We start from the raw sequence: 16982 nt of genomic DNA on the forward strand, positions 1-16982 counted from the left end.
TCCTGCAACCCTTGCCACAACAGGCCATGACCTCCCCGTCGCCTGAAGCTCTCGCCGCCCTCAAGGCCGCCGCCGGACATGGCGGGTGGACCGATGATCCGTCCGATATCGCGCCCTGGCTGACGGAGTGGCGGAACCGGTGGAAGGGGAACACGCCCCTGATGCTGACGCCGCGCTCGACCGAGGAGGTGGCCAGACTGGTCACCATCTGCGCCCAGCATCGGGTGGCTATCGTGCCCCAAGGCGGGGACACCGGTCTGGTCGGCGGGCAGATTCCGTTTGGCGAAGTGCTGCTGTCGACGCGCAAGCTGCGGGCGGTGCGCGATGTGACGCCGCTGGACGACGCCATGACGGTGGAGGCCGGGGTGACCCTGCTGGAGGCGCAGCAGGCGGCGGAGGCGGCGGGACGGCGCTTCCCGCTGAGCCTGGCGGCCGAGGGGACGGCGACCATCGGCGGCGTCATCTCGACCAATGCGGGCGGCACCCAGGTGGTCCGCTACGGCATGATGCGCGATCTGGTGCTGGGCCTCGAGGCGGTGATGCCGAACGGGGAAATCTTCCATGGCCTGAAGCGGCTGCGGAAGGACAACACCGGCTATGACCTGAAGCAGTTGCTGATCGGCGCCGAGGGGACGCTGGGCGTGGTGACGGCGGCGACGCTGAAGCTGTTCCCGATCATGCGCTCGCGGGCGACGGCGGTGGTGGGGCTGGAGACGGCCCACGCCGCCATCGAACTGCTCGCCCGGGCCAAGGAAGAGACGGGCGGGGGCGTCGAGGCCTTCGAGCTGATGAAGCGGATCGGGGTCGAGTTCGCCCTGAAGCACATCCCGGACACGCGCGAGCCGCTGGAGAGCACGCCGCCCTGGTATGTGCTGATCGAGCTGGTGTCGGGCGAGCCGGGGGCGGCGGACGCGGCGCTGGAACGGCTGCTGGGCGACGCCTTCGAGGCCGGGCTGATCATCGACGCCGCCATCGCCCAGAACGACGCCCAGCGCGCCGCCTTCTGGAAGGTGCGCGAGGAGCAGTCGGCCGCCCAGAAGCCCGAGGGCGGCGGCTGGAAGCACGACGTCTCCGTGCCGGTTTCGCGCATCGCCGACTTCCTGGACGAGGCCTCGGCGGCGGTGGAGCGGTTCGAGCCGGGCGCGCGGGTCAGCGCCTTCGGCCACGTCGGCGACGGCAACATGCACTATGACATCCTGTGCCCGCCGGGCGTGGACCACGCCGCCTTCATCGGACGCTGGATGCAGGGTTCCGAGGTCGTCCACGACGTGGTCGCCCGCTACAACGGCTCCATCTCGGCGGAGCATGGGCTGGGGCGGCTGAAGACCGAGGAAGCGCGGCGCTACAAGTCCCCGCTGGAGGTCGCCACCATGCAGGCGGTGCGCTCTGCCATCGATCCGCTGCGGATCATGAACCCGGCGGTGCTGTTCTAGGCTGATTGTCGCAGGGCTCCGGACCCGGACAAAACCGTCGCAATAGACGCTTAGTCCCGGTGCAGGTTTGAGTCGGGGATACCCTCATGAAGCTGTCAGTCGCCGCCCTCGCGGGCGCCCTGCTGTTCGCCACGCCGTCGATGGCGCAGGTCGCGGCGCCGCCGGACCCCGATCCGCTGCCGCCGCCCGCCCATGCGCCGAACGGACGCTGGGCCGCGAAGGGCTGGGCGGATCGGATCGTGCTGACGCCCGGCGCCGACGCCGCGCGCGGGGCCGCCGTGGCCTGGCGCACGGACGTTCGCCAGAGGACCGCCGAGGCCCAGATCGCGGTCGAGATCGACGGCCCGCTGCTGGGCTTCACCGCCCGCACGGTCAGCGGGACGACGGCCGCCATCGCCAATGAGAACGGCGACGCCCTCTATCATCAGGTGCGGTTCGAGGGGCTGACCCCGGCCACCCGCTATGTCTATCGCGTGCGCGCCGCCGACGGCTGGAGCGAATGGCTGCCGTTCCGGACCGCCGCCGAGAGCTTCCAGCCGTTCCGCTTCATCTATCTGGGCGACACCCAGAACGACATTCTGGAGATCGGCTCGCGGGTCATCCGCTCGGCCCTGCGCGAGGCCGGTCCGGCGGCGCTGGTCGTCCACGCCGGTGATCTTGTCGCCCAGCGCGAGACCAAGGTGCACGACGACGAGTGGGGCGAATGGACCGAGGCGGGTGGTCGCGCCTTCGCCATGGCCCCGCAGATCCCGGCCTCGGGCAACCACGAGTACGTCGATCACATCCTGGCCGACGGCACGGAGTCCCGGGTGCTGGGGCCGCACTGGCCGCTGCAGTTCGCTCTGCCGACCAACGGCGCCCCGGGCGTCAAGCAGACCAGCTATTTCGTCGACTACCAGGGCGTCCGGTTCATCGTGCTGGACGGCACGGCGGCGCTGGATCTGGGCGGGCTGGAAAGCCAGACCCGCTGGCTGGACCAGACGCTGGCGTCCAGCGTCGCGCGCTGGAACATCGCCCTGTTCCACCAGCCGCTCTACACCTGCGCCCGGCCGGAAGACACCGAAGAGCTGAAGGCGGCCTGGAAGCCGATCTTCGACGCCCGCCGGATCGATCTGGTGCTGCAGGGCCATGACCACTGCTATGGCCGGGTGTCCGATCCCGCCGGGGCCGCCGCCTCGCGCGCCAACACCGAGGCGGGCCGTCCGCAGGGCCCGGTCTATGTGGTCTCGGTGACCGGCTCGAAGATGTACGGCCTGAACGACCGCGCCGACAGCCAGCCGGTCCGCGCCGCCGAGAACACCGAGCTCTATCAACTGATCGACGTCGAGGCTGACCGCTTGTCGTTCCGCGCCTACACCGCGACGGGCCGCCTGTACGACGCCTTCATTCTGACGCGCGGCGCCGACGGGCTGAACCGGCTGACCGAGACGGAAGAGACCCTTCTGGCCGCCCGCCGCTGCGACGGCGCCGCCGGCCCCGACGACCGGCCCTGCACGGCCGAGATCAAGGACTGATCGGGGAGGGGCGGGGCCGCAGGGTTCCGCCCCTTTCACATCACGCCGGTTCGATCATGGCTGTGGATATGAGAACAAAGGTGGAACATTTAACCTTGAGACTCACCGCGTGGTCCGGCTAGCGTCCGGAAGCGGGAGGACTTATGGCCGAATCTCAAATGGATATGTCGCGCGGGCGGATGGTGGTGCGGTGCCTGTCGCCGGGCTGTGTGCATGTGGCCCTGATGGACGCCCGGACCCTGTTCGGCCCGGCCCGCGACTGGCCGACGGCGGGGACGTCGCAGCGCTTCCGCTGCGTCTGCGGCGGGCGGGAGAGCCGCATCAGCTATGCGGGCGAAAGCGCCCCGGTCGAGGCCCAGCCGAAGGCGGACGCCATCCACCTCTGGGGCTGAAGCCCGCTTCCGCTTGCCCCTGCGTCACGCCCGGCCTATCGCTGCGGGCCTGATTCACGGCTTCGGAGCCCTCACATGACCCTCGCCCTTCTGTTCCCCGGCCAAGGCAGCCAGGCCGTCGGCATGGGAGCGGCGCTGGCCGACGCCTTCGCCTCGGCCCGCGACGTCTTCAACGAGGTGGACGAGGCGCTGGGCCAGAAGCTGTCGACCCTGATGCGGGAGGGACCGGAAGACCAGCTGACGCTGACCGAGAACGCCCAGCCGGCGCTGATGGCCGTCTCGGCCGCCGCCGCCCGCGTGCTGAAGGTCGAGTTCGGCGTCGGCGTGGACCGCGCCGCCTTTGTGGCCGGCCACTCGCTGGGCGAATATTCGGCCCTGTGCGCCGCGGGCGCCCTGTCGCTGACCGACACCGCCCGCCTGCTGAAGCTTCGCGGTCAGGCCATGCAGCGCGCCGTGCCGGTGGGGCAGGGCGCCATGGCCTCGCTGATCGGCCCCAAGACCGATCTGGCCCTTGCCGAAGCCGCCGCCAAGGTGGGCGCCGAGGTCGGCGTCTGCGTGGTCGCCAATGACAACAACGCCGGCAACATCGTCATCTCGGGCGAGAAGGCCGCCGTGGACCGCGCCATCGAGGCGGCCAAGGAGATGGGCGCCCGCGCCATCCTGCTGAACGTCTCGGCGCCCTTCCACTGCCCGCTGATGCAGCCCGCCGCCGACGAGATGGCCGCCGCCCTGGCGACCGCGACCATCGTCGCCCCGGTCGTGCCGGTGGTGGCCAATGTGCTGGCCCGCCCGGAGAGCGATCCGGAAGTCATCCGCCGCCTGCTGGTCGAACAGGTCACCGGTCGCGTCCGCTGGCGCGAGTCGATGGAGTGGATGGCGGGCGAAGGCGGCGTGACCCGCTTCGCCGAGATCGGCTCGGGCAAGGTCCTGACCGGCATGGCCAAGCGCATCGCACCGGACGCCGAGAGCCTGTCGCTGAACACGCCGGAAGAGCTGGAAGCCTTCGCCAAGTCCTTCGGCTGACGAGGGTGCGGGGGCCCAGCGTCTATCTGGTCGGACTGATCTGGCGCTGGGGCTCGTCCTTCATCGTCGGGTTGGGCAGCCTGTTCCTGCTGCTCTGGCTGGCCTCGCTTCTGTCGCCGGTCGCGCCCCACGGATGGCCGATGGCGGGTGCGTTGGCGGTCTGGGTCGTGCTGAACAGCTGGCTGTTCCTGACCTTCCCGGGCTGTCCGCGCTGCGGGCTGAACGTCTTCCTGGAAGTCCGGGAACGCTGGCTGCCCGTGCCGGGGCAGTACCTGTTCTCGCGCCTGCGTCGCCGGGTCTGGCGGCCGAGCGACAGCTGCGCGCGGTGCCAGCTGGACCTGCACGCCTACAGCCTGTTCGACCCGAAGGCGCGACGTGAAGGCTAGGGCCCTGTTCTGGCTGGCGGTCGCGGGCTGGGCGGCGCTGGCCGTTCCGCCGCTGGTCTATGTCGGGGTGACGCTCATCCTGTCGGCGCGCGGCGGCTTTGACCTGATGGGCGCTGTCACGGCTCTGGCCATGCTGGCCGCCGTCGCGGGCGGGGCGTACCGCTACTGGCGCCGGGACGCGCGCGAGGCTTGGATCCTGCTGGGCCTGTCATGGGCGCCGCTGATGCTGACGCTGATGTGGGGCGTGTTCGGGAAGGCCTAGGCCGCCCGCGTGATCCCCAGATCGGCGTCCAGCGCCGGGCGCAGCTCGGACAGGATGTCGACCACCCGATAGGGCATGGCCTGGATCATCAGGGTGGCGGCGAAGCCCTTCTCCGGGTCGATCCAGCCTTGCGTGCCCGCCGCGCCGCTCCAGCCGAACTCGCCTTGACGCGGATGGCCCGGACGGGCGACCCAGCCGCCGTAGCCGCCGCCCTCGGCGGTCAGGTCGGCGGGCAGGATGTCCGAGCGGATCAGGCGGGCGGTCTCGGGCTTCATCACCCGCACCCGACCGGCGCGACCGTCATTCAGCAGCATGGACAGGAAGTCGAGGTAGTCGCGGGTCGTCGACAGCAACCCGCCGCCGCCGGAGTAGAGGGTGATCGGCTGCGAATAGGCCTCGGCCGAAAGGCCGGCGACGACCGTGGGCGGCGCGGCGCGGTCGCGACCATAGGCATAGACCTGCATCAGCCGGGCGGCGTCGCCGTCGCGCAGGCGGAAGCCGGTGTCGCGCATCCCGACCGGATTGAAGATGCGGCGCTGCAGGAAGTCCGGGAAGGGCACGCCCGAGACGCGCTGGATGACGAGGCCCAGAACATCCAGCGAGACGCTGTAGCTGTAGGTGGTCCCCGGCTCGGCGATCAGGGGGATGTCGGCCAGTTTGGCGACCATCTCGTCTAGGTCGCGCACCTGCGGGGCGTCGCCGCGCGGCTCAGCGGGGGTGATCCCGGCCTCGCGATAGGCGCGGGGGATGGGGCCGTCGCCCATGATGGAATAGCTCAGGCCCGCCGTATGGGTCAGCAGATGGCGGACCAGCATGGGGTTGCGCGCCGGGCGGGCGGCGAGGCTTTCGGCCGGGTTGGTCGCGACCTTGAGGTTGGCGAATTCCGGGATGATGTCGGCGACCGGGGTGTCGAGTGTCAGCTTGCCGTCCTCGATCAGCAGGGCGGCGGCGGTCCCGGTGATCGGCTTGGTCATGGAGAAGATGCGGAACAGGCTGTCCGGGGTGACGCGGTCGTAGCTGTTGAACTCCAGAACGCCCGCCTGGATGAAGACGTCGTCGCCGTCGGGTGTGCGAACCCCGACCGAAACGCCGGGCAGTTTCCGCTCGATGACGAAGCGGTTCAGCACCGTCTGGGCGCGGGGCAGGCGGTCCAGTCCGCGAATCGTCGGGGCGGATTCGCCCCCGCCGAAGGTCGCGCAGCCGCCCAGTCCGCCCGAAAGTCCGAGGGCGCCCGCCCCCAGCAACAGGCTGCGGCGGCTGGCGGTGAGGCGGTTTCCGTCCATCGGGCGTTCCTTCTGGAGATATGACGCGGGCTCGGTTAGACCCCTCCCACGAAATGGCGGAGCTATCAAAATGTTCAACCTGACTGGCAAGACGGCGCTCGTGACCGGCGCGACCGGCGGCATCGGCGGCGCGGTGGCCCGCGCCCTGCACGCGCAAGGCGCGACGGTGGTGCTGTCCGGCACCCGCGAAGCGGTGCTTCAGGACCTGGCGAAAGACTTGGGCGAGCGCGCCTTCGCCGCCGCCGCCAACCTGTCTGACGCGGACTCGGTCGACGGCCTGATCGGTCGCGCGGAGGAAGCCGCCGGCGCGCCGCTCGACATCCTGGTGGCCAACGCCGGCATCACCAAGGACGGTCTGCTGATGCGGATGAAGGACGAGGACTTCGAGCAGGTCATCAAGGTGAACCTCGAGAGCTACTTCCGCCTGTCGCGCGCCGCGATGAAGGGGATGATGAAGCGCCGCTCGGGCCGCATCATCGGCGTGACCTCGGTGGTCGGCGTCACCGGCAACCCCGGCCAGACCAACTATGCGGCCTCCAAGGCGGGCATGATCGGCTTCTCCAAGTCGCTGGCCCAGGAAGTGGGTTCGCGCGGCATCACCGTGAACTGCATCGCCCCGGGCTTCATCGCCTCGCCCATGACCGACGTGCTGAACGACGCCCAGCGCGAGACCATCCTGCGCAATATCCCGGCGGGCCGTCTGGGCACCGGCGACGAGATCGCCGCGGCGGCGGTCTATCTGTCGTCGGACGAGGCGGCCTACGTGACGGGGCAAACCCTGCACGTGAACGGCGGCATGGCGATGATCTGATATCTGCCTTCTCCCCTCCGGGGGAGAAGGTGGATCGCGAAGCGAGACGGATGAGGGGGATGCTGGCGACAGCTCCCCCTCTTTTCGTTCTTGGTGGAGCCGGCAGCCCCCTCATCCGGCCCTGACGGGCCACCTTCTCCCCCGAGGGGAGAAGGGATTATTTGAGCGACGCCGCGAAGCGCTGGATCCGCGTGCAGGCGTCTTCCAGCACCGACTCCGAGGTCGCGTAGCTGATGCGGAAATAGGGGCTGAGGCCGAAGGCCTCGCCCTGCACGACCGCCACGCCCTCGGCGTTGAGCAGTTCGGCGGCGAAGGTTCCGTCACTGTCGATGACCACGCCGCCCTGGGTCGTCCTTCCGATCAGGCCGGCGATGGACGGATAGACGTAGAAGGCGCCTTCCGGGGTGGCGCAGGTGACGCCGGCCGTCTGGTTCAGCATCGAGACGACCAGGTCACGGCGCTTCTCGAAGGCGACGCGGCGTTCGGCCATGAAATCCTGCGGACCGTTCAGGGCCTCCACGGCGGCCCACTGGCTGATGCTGGTCGGGTTCGAGGTGGTCTGGCTGGCCACCTTGCGCATCAGGTCGATCAGCGGCTTGGGCCCGCCCGCATAGCCGATGCGCCAGCCGGTCATGGCGTAGGCCTTGGACACGCCATTGACGGTCAGGGTGCGGTCGTAGAGGTCGGGAGCGACCTGGGCGATCGTCGTATATTCGAAGTCGCCATAGACGAGGTGCTCGTACATGTCGTCAGTCAGCACCCAGACCTGCGGGTGGCGACGCAGGACGTCGGCCAGACCCTCCAGTTCGGCGCGGGTGTAGGCGGCGCCGGTGGGGTTCGACGGGCTGTTGAGGATCAGCCACCTGGTCTTCGGCGTGATGGCGGCCTCGAGCACTTCGGGACGCAGCTTGAAGCCGTCCTTCTCCTCGCCGACCACGGTGACCGGCTCGCCGCCCGCCAGCAGGACCATGTCCGGGTAGGACACCCAGTAGGGGGCGGGGACGATGACCTCGTCGCCCGGGTTCAGGGTGGCGACGAAGGCGTTGAAGATGACCGGCTTGCCGCCCGGGGCGACGTGGATCTGGGCCGACGGATAGTCGAGGCCGTTCTCGCGCTTGAACTTGGCCGAGATGGCGGCCTTCAGCTGCGGCATGCCGTCGGCGTCGGTGTATTTCGTCTCGCCGCGCGTGATGGCGTCGATGGCGGCCTGCTTGATGTTGTCGGGCGTGTCAAAGTCCGGCTCGCCGGCGCCCAGACCGATCACATCGCGACCCTCGGCTTTCAGCTGTCGGGCCTGGGCGGTCACCGCGAGGGTGGCCGACGGTTTGACGCGGGCCAAGGCGCTGGACTGAAGAGCGGAGGATTGCAGGCTGGACATGGCGACTCCCGGGGGACTGCGGCCTTCATTACGCAGATGCGAAGGGGGGATCAAATGACGAGACGCTACGGTTCCTTGCTTTGGACAGAACCGGTTCACAGTCGCAGCGCCTCCGCCTAGAACCGGTTCAACAGATCAGGGCTTCGGGGAGGAAGCGATGGGGTGGCGGAACGCGGTCCGGATCGGACAGGCGGTGGCGGCGGCTTTGGCCGCGCTGGCCCTGGCGCAACCCGTGACGGCGCGGAACACGCCGCCGCCGACCGGCCTCCCGGCGACCGTGAACACCTTCATCGGCACGCGGGATGAGGGGAACACCTTCCCCGGCGCATCGGCCCCCTTCGGCCTGATCCAGGTCAGTCCCATCGGCTCGCACTATGCGGGCTGGCGCTACGACGACGAGACCATCCGGGGCTTCGGGCGCTCGTTCGTCTCGGGCGCGGGCTGCTGGGAGCAGGGCGGGCAGGTCTCGGTGCTGCCGGTCACGGGCTCCATCGCCCCGGGCGGGACCTTCGATACGACGAAGGCCAACAGCTTCGACCACAAGGCCTATGCGTCCCGATACGCCCATGAGGGCGAGGTGGGGCAGGCGGGCTACTACCGCGTCCGGCTGACTGACTACGGCGGGATTGATGTGGAGGCCACGGCGCTGACCCGGGCGGCGGCGGAGCGCTACACCTTCGCGGCGGGCCAGACGCAGGGCCACGTCCTGATCAACGTCAGCCAGGCCAATGAGCGGCACAGGGTCATTGGCAGCCAGATCCGCGTCGTCGGCGACCGGGCCGTCGAGGGCAAGGTGACGACGGTGAGCTTCTGCGGCGGCCATCAGTATTCGACCTGGTTCCGTATCGAGTTCGACCGCCCCTTCACCGGCTTCGGCGTCTGGGGACAGGCAGGCGGGACGCCCGGCGCGCGCTTCAGCATGGAAAGCGAGCACGATCCCCGGAACGGCGCCTGGGTGACGTTCGATCTGGCGGGCGGGCAGGCGGTGACGGCGGTGAGCGCCATCTCGCACGTCGATCAGGCGGGGGCGCGCGGCAATCTGGACGCCGAGGGCAGACGGGGCGATCAACTGTTGAGCTTTGACGCCATGCGTGCGGAGGCCCAGGCGGCGTGGGCGCGGGAGCTGGGCTCGGTGCGGGTGCGGGGCGGCAGCGCCGACGACCGCGCCGTCTTCTATACGGCCCTGTATCACGCCCTGCTGCAGCCGATGACCGGCAGCGACGCCGACGGTCGCTATCGTGGCTATGACAACGAGATTCACGTCGCGGACGGCTGGACCTATCACGAGTACTTTTCGCTGTGGGACACCTACCGGTCCCAGAACCAGCTTCTGGCCATCCTGAAGCCGGAGCGGGCGCGCGACATCGCCCGGTCGGTGCTGGCCATCGACGAGCAGGGCGGTTGGCTGCCGCGATGGGGCTACGCCAGTTTCGAGACCAATGTGATGACCGGCGACCCGGTCACGCCCTTCCTGGTCGATCTGTGGCGGTTCGGGGCGCTGGAGGGGCGGGAGGAGCAGGCCTGGGCCGCCCTGCGCCGCAATGCGTTCGGCATTCCGCCGTTGAACTCGCGCCATGACGGACGGGCGGGCAATCCGCACTATCTGGCGCACGGCTATGTCCAGTTCGATCGCGCCGATCCGTCCAAGGGGATGGACTCCGATCCGCACCACGCGGGCTCGGCGACGATGGAGTACGCGTTGGCGGACTGCTCCCTGTCCATCATGGGCGAGGCGCTGGGTCAGACGGCGGACGCGGCGACCCTGCGCGGCCGGGGCGGCAATTGGCGCAATGTGTGGGATGCGGGCGTGCGGGACCGCGAGAGCGACTTCACCGGCTTCCCGCGGCCGCGCATGGAGGACGGCGAGTGGTTCACGCCCCCGGCGGGCGCCTATGATCCGACCTCCCACTACGGCTTCCACGAGGGCACGGCCTGGCAGTACCAGTGGCTGGTCCCGCAGGACGTGGCGGGCCTGACCGAAGCCATGGGCGGGCGCGAGCGGACACTGGCGCGGCTGGATCGTTTCTTCGCTTTCGACAAGGTCTCGGCTGACCCCATGAGCGCGCGGGCCGAATGGGTGGCCGGCCCCTACGCCTACTATGGCCAGCACCGGTACAATCCGAACAACGAACCGACCATGCACACGCCGTGGATCTACACCCTGCTGGGGCGGCCCGATCGCACGGCGGCGGTGGTCCGCGCGGCCCAGACCCTGTTCACCAACGCCCCCAACGGCGTGACGGGCAATGACGATCTGGGGACGATGTCGGCCTGGTATCTGTTCGGGGCGGTGGGCCTGTACCCGGGCATGCCGGGCACGGGCGAGCTGCTGGTCGGGACGCCGCGCTTCGAACAGGTCGAGATCGATCTGGGCGAGGGGCGGACCCTGCGCATCAACGCCCCCGGCGCGACCGGCGAGCGCGTCCAGTATGTCTCCGGCGCCCGTCTGAACGGTCAGGCCTTCGACCGGGTCTGGCTGGACTGGGACCAGCTGAAGGCCGGCGGCCGCATCGACCTGCGCCTGACCGACCGGGCGGACCGCGCCCACTGGGGACAGGTCGCCGGCGCGACGCCGCAGGACGTGTGCCGGGCGGGGTGACGGGACACCTTTTCGGCTTGCTGCGTTTCCGATGACCGCCTTTGCTGTCGGAGACGCATGAGCCCGAACCGGATGATCACGCCTGAAGCCGTGCTGCGGCCTACGCCTCAGGGGCTGTGGTGCCCCGAGGGCGGGTTCTTCATCGACCCGCCGGGGCCGGTGGAGCGCGCCGTCATCACCCATGGCCATGCCGACCACGCTCGCGCCGGGCATGGGGCCGTGCTGGCCACGCCCGAGACGCTGGCCATCATGGGCGAGCGCTACGGGCAGGATTTCGCCGGATCGACACAGGCGCTGGCCTATGGCGAGCGGCTGACGGTCGGCGGGGTGGAGGTGTCGCTGGCCCCGGCGGGCCATGTGCTGGGCTCGGCGCAGGCGACGGTGCGGCAGGGCGAGCTGACCATCACGGCCTCGGGCGACTACAAGCGGCGACGGGATCCGACCTGCGCGGCGTTCGAGCCCGTGCCGAGCGATGTCTTCATCACCGAGGCGACCTTCGGCCTGCCGGTCTTCCGCCATCCGCCGGACAGCCACGAGATCGGACGGCTGCTGCGCTCGGTCGTCCAGTTCCCGGAGCGGGCGCATCTGGTCGGGGCCTATGCGCTGGGCAAGGCGCAGCGGGTGATCCGGCTGCTGCGCGAGGCGGGCTATGACGAGACCATCTATGTGCACGGCGCGCTGGAGCGGTTGAACCGGCTGTATGAGCATTTCGGCGTCGATCTGGGGCCGCTGGCGCCCGCGACCGGGTCGAAGGCGGATTTCGCCGGCCGGATCGTCATCGCGCCGCCGTCCGCCATCGCCGATCGCTGGAGCCGCCGCTTCCCCGATCCGGTGACGGCCTTCGCCTCGGGCTGGATGAGCGTGCGGGCGCGCGCCCGGCAGCGGGGCGTGGAGCTGCCGCTGGTGCTGTCGGACCATGCCGACTGGGACGAGCTGACCGCCACCCTGACCGAACTGTCTCCGCAGGAGACCTGGATCACCCACGGGCGGGATGACGCCCTTCGCCGTTGGGCCGAACTGAACGGGCTGAAGGCGCGCGCCCTGCATCTGGTGGGCTATGAGGACGAGGACGACGACTGATGCGCGCCTTCGCCGCCCTGCTGGACCGGCTGTCGTTGACGTCGTCCCGGAACGCCAAGCTGAAACTCATCCGCGACCATCTGGCCGAGGCGCCGGATCCGGATCGCGGCTGGGCGCTGGCGGCCCTGACCGGGGCGCTGTCGTTCACCGCGGCCAAGCCGGCGATGATCCGGGCGGCGGTCGAGGCGCGGGTCGATCCGGCGCTGTTCCGCCTGTCCTATGACTATGTCGGCGATCTGGCCGAGACGGCGGCCCTGATCTGGCCCGCCCGGCACGGGGCCAACCGCGAGCCGGAGCTGTCCGAGGTGATCGACGCCCTGCGCGAGGCGAAGCGTGGCGCGGTGCAGGGACTGCTGGAAGGCTGGCTGGATGCGCTGGACGCCGACGGGCGCTGGGCCCTGTTGAAGCTGGTCACCGGTGGTCTGCGGGTCGGGGTGTCGGCGCGGCTGGCCTGGCAGGCGGCGGCGGACTTCGGCGGGGTGGAGGTCGCCGACATCCAGGAAGTCTGGCACGCCCAGAGCCCGCCCTATGCTGATCTGCTGGCCTGGCTGGACGGGAAGGCGGAGCGGCCGTCGGCCGAGGCGCATGGGCGGTTCCGCCCCGTCATGCTGGCCCAGCCGATCGACGAGGCGGTCGATTTCGCCCGGCTGGACCCCTCCGCCTACGCCGCCGAGTGGAAATGGGACGGCATCCGGGTGCAGGCGGTCAGCGAGGGTGGGGTGAAGCGGCTGTACAGCCGGACCGGCGAGGACGTCTCGCCCGCCTTTCCCGATGTGCTGGCGGCGCTGGACTATGAGGGCGTGATTGACGGCGAACTGCTGGTGCTGCGCGAGGGGCGGGTCGGGGCGTTCGGCGATCTGCAGCAACGACTGAACCGCAAGGTGGCCGATCCCAAGCTGATGGCCGCCCACCCGGCGGGCATCCGCGCCTATGACCTGCTGGCCGCCGACGGCGAGGACCTGCGCGACCTGCCGTTCATCGAGCGCCGGGCGCGGCTGGAGCAGTTCGTGGGCGAGGCGGGCTCTGGACGGTTGGACCTGTCGCCTCTGGTCCCGTTCGACAGCTGGGAGGCGCTGGCCGCCATCCGCGCCGATCCGCCGGGGGGCGATCCGCTCGTGGCCGAGGGGCTGATGCTCAAGCGGCTGGACAGTGTCTATGAGGCGGGCCGCCCCAAGGGGCCGTGGTTCAAATGGAAGCGCGATCCGCATCTGATCGACGCAGTGCTGATGTACGCCCAGCGCGGGCACGGGAAGCGATCCAGCTTCTATTCCGACTTCACCTTCGGCGTCTGGACCGAGGGCGCGGACGGCGTTCCGGCCCTGACGCCCGTGGGCAAGGCCTATTTCGGCTTCACCGACGAGGAGCTGAAGCAGCTGGACAAGTTCGTCCGGGACCACACCGTCGAGCGGTTCGGGCCGGTGCGGTCGGTCAGGGCGGGGCGGGACTTCGGACTGGTTCTGGAGATCGCCTTCGAGGGGCTGCAGCGCTCGAAACGCCACAAGTCGGGCGTCGCCATGCGCTTCCCCCGCATCCACCGCATCCGCTGGGACAAACCCGCCGCCGAGGCCGACGAACTGCCGACGCTGGAGCGGATGCTGGATCAGGGCGCTTGAACGGGCAGGGGGTGTCCGTGCAAATGACGTGAACTGAGCCGGACCAGACCCTTGCGCCGCATCCTCGACTTCATCCTGAACATGGAGGCCCGCCGCTGGAAGGTGGTGCTGGCGACCGTGCTGCTGCTGGGCGCGACGCTCGGCCTGCTGGCGTTGGGCAAGACGCAGCTGGGGCTGGACGCCGAGGAGAAGCTGGAGGCCTGGCTGCAGGGGTATGCGGGCAGTCCGTGGGCGTTCGCGGCGACGGTGGTGCTGTTTGTGGTGTCGGCCTTCATCGGCGCGCCGCAATTCATCCTGATCGCCGCCTGCGTGGTCGCCTTCGGGCCGAACCTGGGCTTTGTCTACAGCTGGGTGGCGACGGTGGTGTCGGCGGGGGTGACCTACTGGCTGGGGCGTGGCCCGACCGCGCGGCTGATCGACCGGATGGACAGCCGGACCCTGGACCGGCTGAAGCGGTTCGTCGGGCGAAACGCCTTCTACGCCAGCTTCATGATCCGCAATGTGCCGTCGGCGCCCTTCATCGTGGTCAACATGGCTTTCGGCGCGACGCGGGCGAATTTCTGGACCTATCTGGCCGGATGCGCGCTGGGCGTGTTGCCCAAGACGGCGCTGGTGGCCTTCTTCGGCGGGGCTGTGGTGTCGGCGGTCAGCGGCGACGGCGTCTGGACCTCCCTGATCCTCGCGGCGGTGGCCGTGGTGTGGCTGGGGCTGATGCTGGCGGTGCGCGAGTTCGTGAAGCGGCGAGAGAAGGCCGCGGGGGCGCCTGAGAGCTGAGACCGGCGCTCGTTGATCGTCCGTACCCGGAGCGCCGGGACGTCCCGGCGGCGGCCGGGGCGGGGAGCGCTTGACACTATCGTGAACGGCCTGTCCCCGTTCCGGGACCAAGCTGTGCTCACGGGGCTTGTAATCCCCCGCGCACACGGGCAAACGAGCCATCGGTCGGTCAGGCGAAGACGATCAGGAGGCGGCGCGTAGGGGATACGTGACGCCGGGGCGTCGCCGAAGCGGATCGAGTTAAACGCACGCCCTCAAGGCCCGAACGAACGGTATCCCGCGCCCATGTTCTCCCACCTCTTCGGCTCGATCTCGAACGACATCGCCATCGATCTCGGCACCGCCAACACCCTCATCTACATGAAGGGCAAGGGCATCGTTCTGAACGAACCGTCGGTTGTCGCCCTCCGGAACGTGGGCGGCCGCAAGATCGTCCACGCCGTCGGCATCGAAGCGAAGCAGATGCTGGGCCGCACGCCGGGCCATATGGAAGCCATTCGTCCGATGCGGGACGGGGTCATCGCCGACTTCGAAGTCGCCGAGGAAATGATCAAGCACTTCATCCGCAAGGTGCATAACCGTCGCGGCTTCGTGAACCCGAAGATCATCGTCTGCGTGCCGTCGGGCGCCACCGCCGTGGAACGCCGCGCGATCAATGATTCCTGCCTGAACGCCGGCGCCCGCCGCGTGGGCCTGATCGACGAGCCGATGGCCGCCGCAATCGGCGCCGGCCTGCCGATCCACGAGCCGACCGGCTCGATGGTCGTCGACATCGGCGGCGGCACCACCGAGGTGGCCGTGCTGTCGCTGTCGGGCATCGTCTATTCGCGCTCGGTGCGCGTCGGCGGCGACAAGATGGACGAGGCGATCATCTCGTACATGCGCCGCAACCATAACCTGCTGATCGGCGAAACCACCGCCGAGCGCATCAAGAAGGACATCGGCACTGCCCGCATCCCGGCCGACGGCGAAGGCCTGTCGATCGACGTGAAGGGCCGTGACCTGATGCAGGGCGTGCCGCGCGAGGTCCGCATCTCGGAGCGCCAGGCCGCCGAAGCCCTGGCCGAGCCGGTCTCGCAGATCGTGGAAGCCGTGAAGGTGGCCCTGGAAGCCACCCCGCCGGAACTGGCCGCCGACATCGCCGACAAGGGCATCATGCTGACCGGCGGCGGCGCGCTGCTGCGCGGCCTCGACGCCGAAATCCGCGATCACACCGGCCTGCCGGTCTCGGTCGCCGACGACCCCCTCTCGTGCGTGGCCATCGGCTGCGGCCGTGTGCTCGAACATCCGCGCTGGATGAAGGGCGTGCTGGACTCGGCCCTCTAGGGCCCGGTTCCGGAGAAGGCCTCAAATCCCTTTCATCGCGCGGGATACGCCGGTTTCCAACTGGCGCGGATTTTGCGATAGGCTCGACATATCGGCGGGGGCGTCCCGCCGATTCCCTATTCTGAGGAAGGCGCGCCGTGGCGTTTCGCGACGGACCGTTCGAGAACATCAAGGTGCCGCTGGTCTGGACCGCGGCCGTGGCTGTCGCTGTCGCGGCGGTGGGCGCGGTGCTGCTTCTGGTCAGCGATAACGGCGCCGAGGCCTCGCCCTACCAGCCGACACGCGCCGGAGTGGAGACCGTCTCGGGCCCCGTGGGCGGCGTGTTCGCCGCGCCGGTCCGCTGGTTCGGCCACGTCAGCGATTATGTCGGCGGCTATTTCTTCGCCGTGTCCGAGAACCGTCGCCTCAAGAAGGAACTGGCGGATCTTGAGCCCTGGCGGGACCAGGCCATCGCCCTGAAGAACATCAACGCCCGCTACGAGGCGATGCTGGGCCTGCGGCCCGAGCCCGAAGTGCCGATGCAGACGGCGCGATCGGTGTCGGACTCGCGCGGTCCCTTCTCCAACGCCCGACTGCTGGATGTCGGGGCGGGGCAGGGGGTCAAGGTCGGCAATCCGGTGATCAACGAGCATGGCCTGGTCGGCCGCGTCGTCGGGACCTCGGGCAACGTCAGCCGCATGCTCCTGCTGACCGACGTGGCCAGCCGCACCCCGGTTCTCGTGGATCGCACGGACGCGCGGGCGATCCTCACCGGCGACGGTTCGGGCAATCCCCGGCTGGAGTTTGTCCGTGGCGTCGGCTCGGTCCGACCGGGCGACCGTATTCTGACATCGGGTGACGGCGGAGCCTTCCCGCGTGGCGTGCCGATCGGCGTGGCAGCCCGGGGTATCGACGGGTCCTGGCGGGTGAAGCTGTTCAGCGACCGGGGCGCGATCGACTATGTTCGGGTGATCATGTTCGAGGACTTCGGGCAACTGATCGGACCCAACGACCTGAACGCACAGCCCTTGGCCGCGCTGGACACCCTGCCCGATCCGACCGGCGCGCAGGTGGCGGCCGCCAACGACGCCGCCGCCCGCCGCACCGCCGCCGCCGATCAGGCCCGGGC

The 16982-nt window shown here is 69.7% G+C and carries 15 protein-coding genes; 13 read left to right on the forward strand and 2 right to left on the reverse strand.

Features of this window, described 5'->3' with window-relative positions; all coding sequences use genetic code 11:
- The first annotated feature begins 26 nt into the window (after positions 1–26).
- The 6 genes from ACLQ7T_RS06480 (at position 27) to ACLQ7T_RS06505 (ending at position 5010) form a co-directional block, all read left to right on the forward strand.
- Entirely contained in the window at positions 27–1433 is a 1407-nt protein-coding gene (locus ACLQ7T_RS06480; protein ID WP_420478682.1) for an FAD-binding oxidoreductase, read from the forward strand.
- 86 nt (positions 1434–1519) lie between these two features.
- Entirely contained in the window at positions 1520–2947 is a 1428-nt protein-coding gene (locus ACLQ7T_RS06485; RefSeq protein WP_420478683.1) for a purple acid phosphatase family protein, read from the forward strand.
- A gap of 143 nt (positions 2948–3090) precedes the next feature.
- Entirely contained in the window at positions 3091–3339 is a 249-nt protein-coding gene (locus ACLQ7T_RS06490; RefSeq protein ID WP_420478684.1) for a hypothetical protein, read from the forward strand.
- 75 nt (positions 3340–3414) lie between these two features.
- Positions 3415–4362 (forward strand): ACP S-malonyltransferase, encoded by a 948-nt coding sequence (gene fabD, locus ACLQ7T_RS06495; protein WP_420478685.1) that lies wholly within the window; start codon positions 3415–3417, stop codon positions 4360–4362.
- Between the two features lie 5 nt (positions 4363–4367).
- Positions 4368–4748: a hypothetical protein gene (locus ACLQ7T_RS06500; protein WP_420478686.1), complete on the forward strand. Its 381-nt coding sequence runs from the start codon at positions 4368–4370 to the stop codon at positions 4746–4748.
- Positions 4738–5010, forward strand: coding sequence for a hypothetical protein (locus ACLQ7T_RS06505; RefSeq protein ID WP_420478687.1), 273 nt, complete (start codon positions 4738–4740; stop codon positions 5008–5010). The genes ACLQ7T_RS06500 and ACLQ7T_RS06505 overlap by 11 nt, the downstream gene beginning before the upstream one ends.
- Here ACLQ7T_RS06505 and ACLQ7T_RS06510 read toward each other — a convergent pair.
- Complete coding sequence (locus ACLQ7T_RS06510) at positions 5007–6293, reverse strand: serine hydrolase domain-containing protein (protein WP_420478688.1); 1287 nt, start codon at positions 6291–6293, stop codon at positions 5007–5009. The two genes, ACLQ7T_RS06505 and ACLQ7T_RS06510, sit on opposite strands and share 4 nt — an antisense overlap.
- Before the next feature lie 70 nt (positions 6294–6363).
- On the opposite strand from ACLQ7T_RS06510, the gene fabG reads away from it, so the two are divergent.
- Positions 6364–7104: a 3-oxoacyl-[acyl-carrier-protein] reductase gene (fabG, locus tag ACLQ7T_RS06515; RefSeq protein ID WP_420478689.1), complete on the forward strand. Its 741-nt coding sequence runs from the start codon at positions 6364–6366 to the stop codon at positions 7102–7104.
- A gap of 157 nt (positions 7105–7261) precedes the next feature.
- On the opposite strand, the gene ACLQ7T_RS06520 is transcribed toward fabG, so the two are convergent.
- Complete coding sequence (locus tag ACLQ7T_RS06520; protein WP_420478690.1) at positions 7262–8482, reverse strand: pyridoxal phosphate-dependent aminotransferase; 1221 nt, start codon at positions 8480–8482, stop codon at positions 7262–7264.
- Positions 8483–8639: 157 nt separating this feature from the next.
- On the opposite strand from ACLQ7T_RS06520, the gene ACLQ7T_RS06525 reads away from it, so the two are divergent.
- The 6 genes from ACLQ7T_RS06525 to mreC all read left to right on the forward strand — a co-directional run.
- Complete coding sequence (locus ACLQ7T_RS06525; protein WP_420478691.1) at positions 8640–11081, forward strand: GH92 family glycosyl hydrolase; 2442 nt, start codon at positions 8640–8642, stop codon at positions 11079–11081.
- A 57-nt stretch (positions 11082–11138) separates the two neighbouring features.
- Positions 11139–12161 carry a ligase-associated DNA damage response exonuclease gene (locus tag ACLQ7T_RS06530; RefSeq protein ID WP_420478692.1) on the forward strand — a complete coding sequence of 341 codons (1023 nt, stop codon included), beginning with the start codon at positions 11139–11141 and terminating at the stop codon, positions 12159–12161.
- Positions 12161–13774, forward strand: a complete 1614-nt coding sequence (locus tag ACLQ7T_RS06535; RefSeq protein ID WP_420478693.1) for a cisplatin damage response ATP-dependent DNA ligase — start codon at positions 12161–12163, stop codon at positions 13772–13774. Before ACLQ7T_RS06530 ends, ACLQ7T_RS06535 begins: the two co-directional genes overlap by 1 nt.
- A 51-nt stretch (positions 13775–13825) precedes the next feature.
- Positions 13826–14548 (forward strand): TVP38/TMEM64 family protein, encoded by a 723-nt coding sequence (locus ACLQ7T_RS06540; RefSeq protein WP_420471923.1) that lies wholly within the window; start codon positions 13826–13828, stop codon positions 14546–14548.
- A gap of 285 nt (positions 14549–14833) precedes the next feature.
- On the forward strand, positions 14834–15874 hold the full coding sequence (locus tag ACLQ7T_RS06545) for a rod shape-determining protein (RefSeq protein WP_420471922.1): 1041 nt from the start codon (positions 14834–14836) through the stop codon (positions 15872–15874).
- 137 nt (positions 15875–16011) lie between these two features.
- The coding region (gene mreC, locus ACLQ7T_RS06550) for a rod shape-determining protein MreC (RefSeq protein ID WP_420478694.1) at positions 16012–16982 on the forward strand (971 nt) is incomplete at its 3' end.

Origin of the sequence: Brevundimonas sediminis, assembly GCF_048799765.1 — a bacterium.
GTDB lineage: Bacteria > Pseudomonadota > Alphaproteobacteria > Caulobacterales > Caulobacteraceae > Brevundimonas.

Bases quoted from the DNA above. Each gene is read 5' to 3' on its own strand.
- ACLQ7T_RS06485 (WP_420478683.1), top strand. From the start codon at position 1,520: ATGAAGCTGTCAGTCGCCGCCCTCGCGGGCGCCCTGCTGTTCGCCACG.
- ACLQ7T_RS06520 (WP_420478690.1), bottom strand. From the start codon at position 8,482: ATGTCCAGCCTGCAATCCTCCGCTCTTCAGTCCAGCGCCTTGGCCCGC.
- fabD (WP_420478685.1), top strand. From the start codon at position 3,415: ATGACCCTCGCCCTTCTGTTCCCCGGCCAAGGCAGCCAGGCCGTCGGC.
- ACLQ7T_RS06530 (WP_420478692.1), top strand. From the start codon at position 11,139: ATGAGCCCGAACCGGATGATCACGCCTGAAGCCGTGCTGCGGCCTACG.
- ACLQ7T_RS06545 (WP_420471922.1), top strand. From the start codon at position 14,834: ATGTTCTCCCACCTCTTCGGCTCGATCTCGAACGACATCGCCATCGAT.
- ACLQ7T_RS06510 (WP_420478688.1), bottom strand. From the start codon at position 6,293: ATGGACGGAAACCGCCTCACCGCCAGCCGCCGCAGCCTGTTGCTGGGG.
- ACLQ7T_RS06535 (WP_420478693.1), top strand. From the start codon at position 12,161: ATGCGCGCCTTCGCCGCCCTGCTGGACCGGCTGTCGTTGACGTCGTCC.
- fabG (WP_420478689.1), top strand. From the start codon at position 6,364: ATGTTCAACCTGACTGGCAAGACGGCGCTCGTGACCGGCGCGACCGGC.
- ACLQ7T_RS06525 (WP_420478691.1), top strand. From the start codon at position 8,640: ATGGGGTGGCGGAACGCGGTCCGGATCGGACAGGCGGTGGCGGCGGCT.
- ACLQ7T_RS06480 (WP_420478682.1), top strand. From the start codon at position 27: ATGACCTCCCCGTCGCCTGAAGCTCTCGCCGCCCTCAAGGCCGCCGCC.
- ACLQ7T_RS06490 (WP_420478684.1), top strand. From the start codon at position 3,091: ATGGCCGAATCTCAAATGGATATGTCGCGCGGGCGGATGGTGGTGCGG.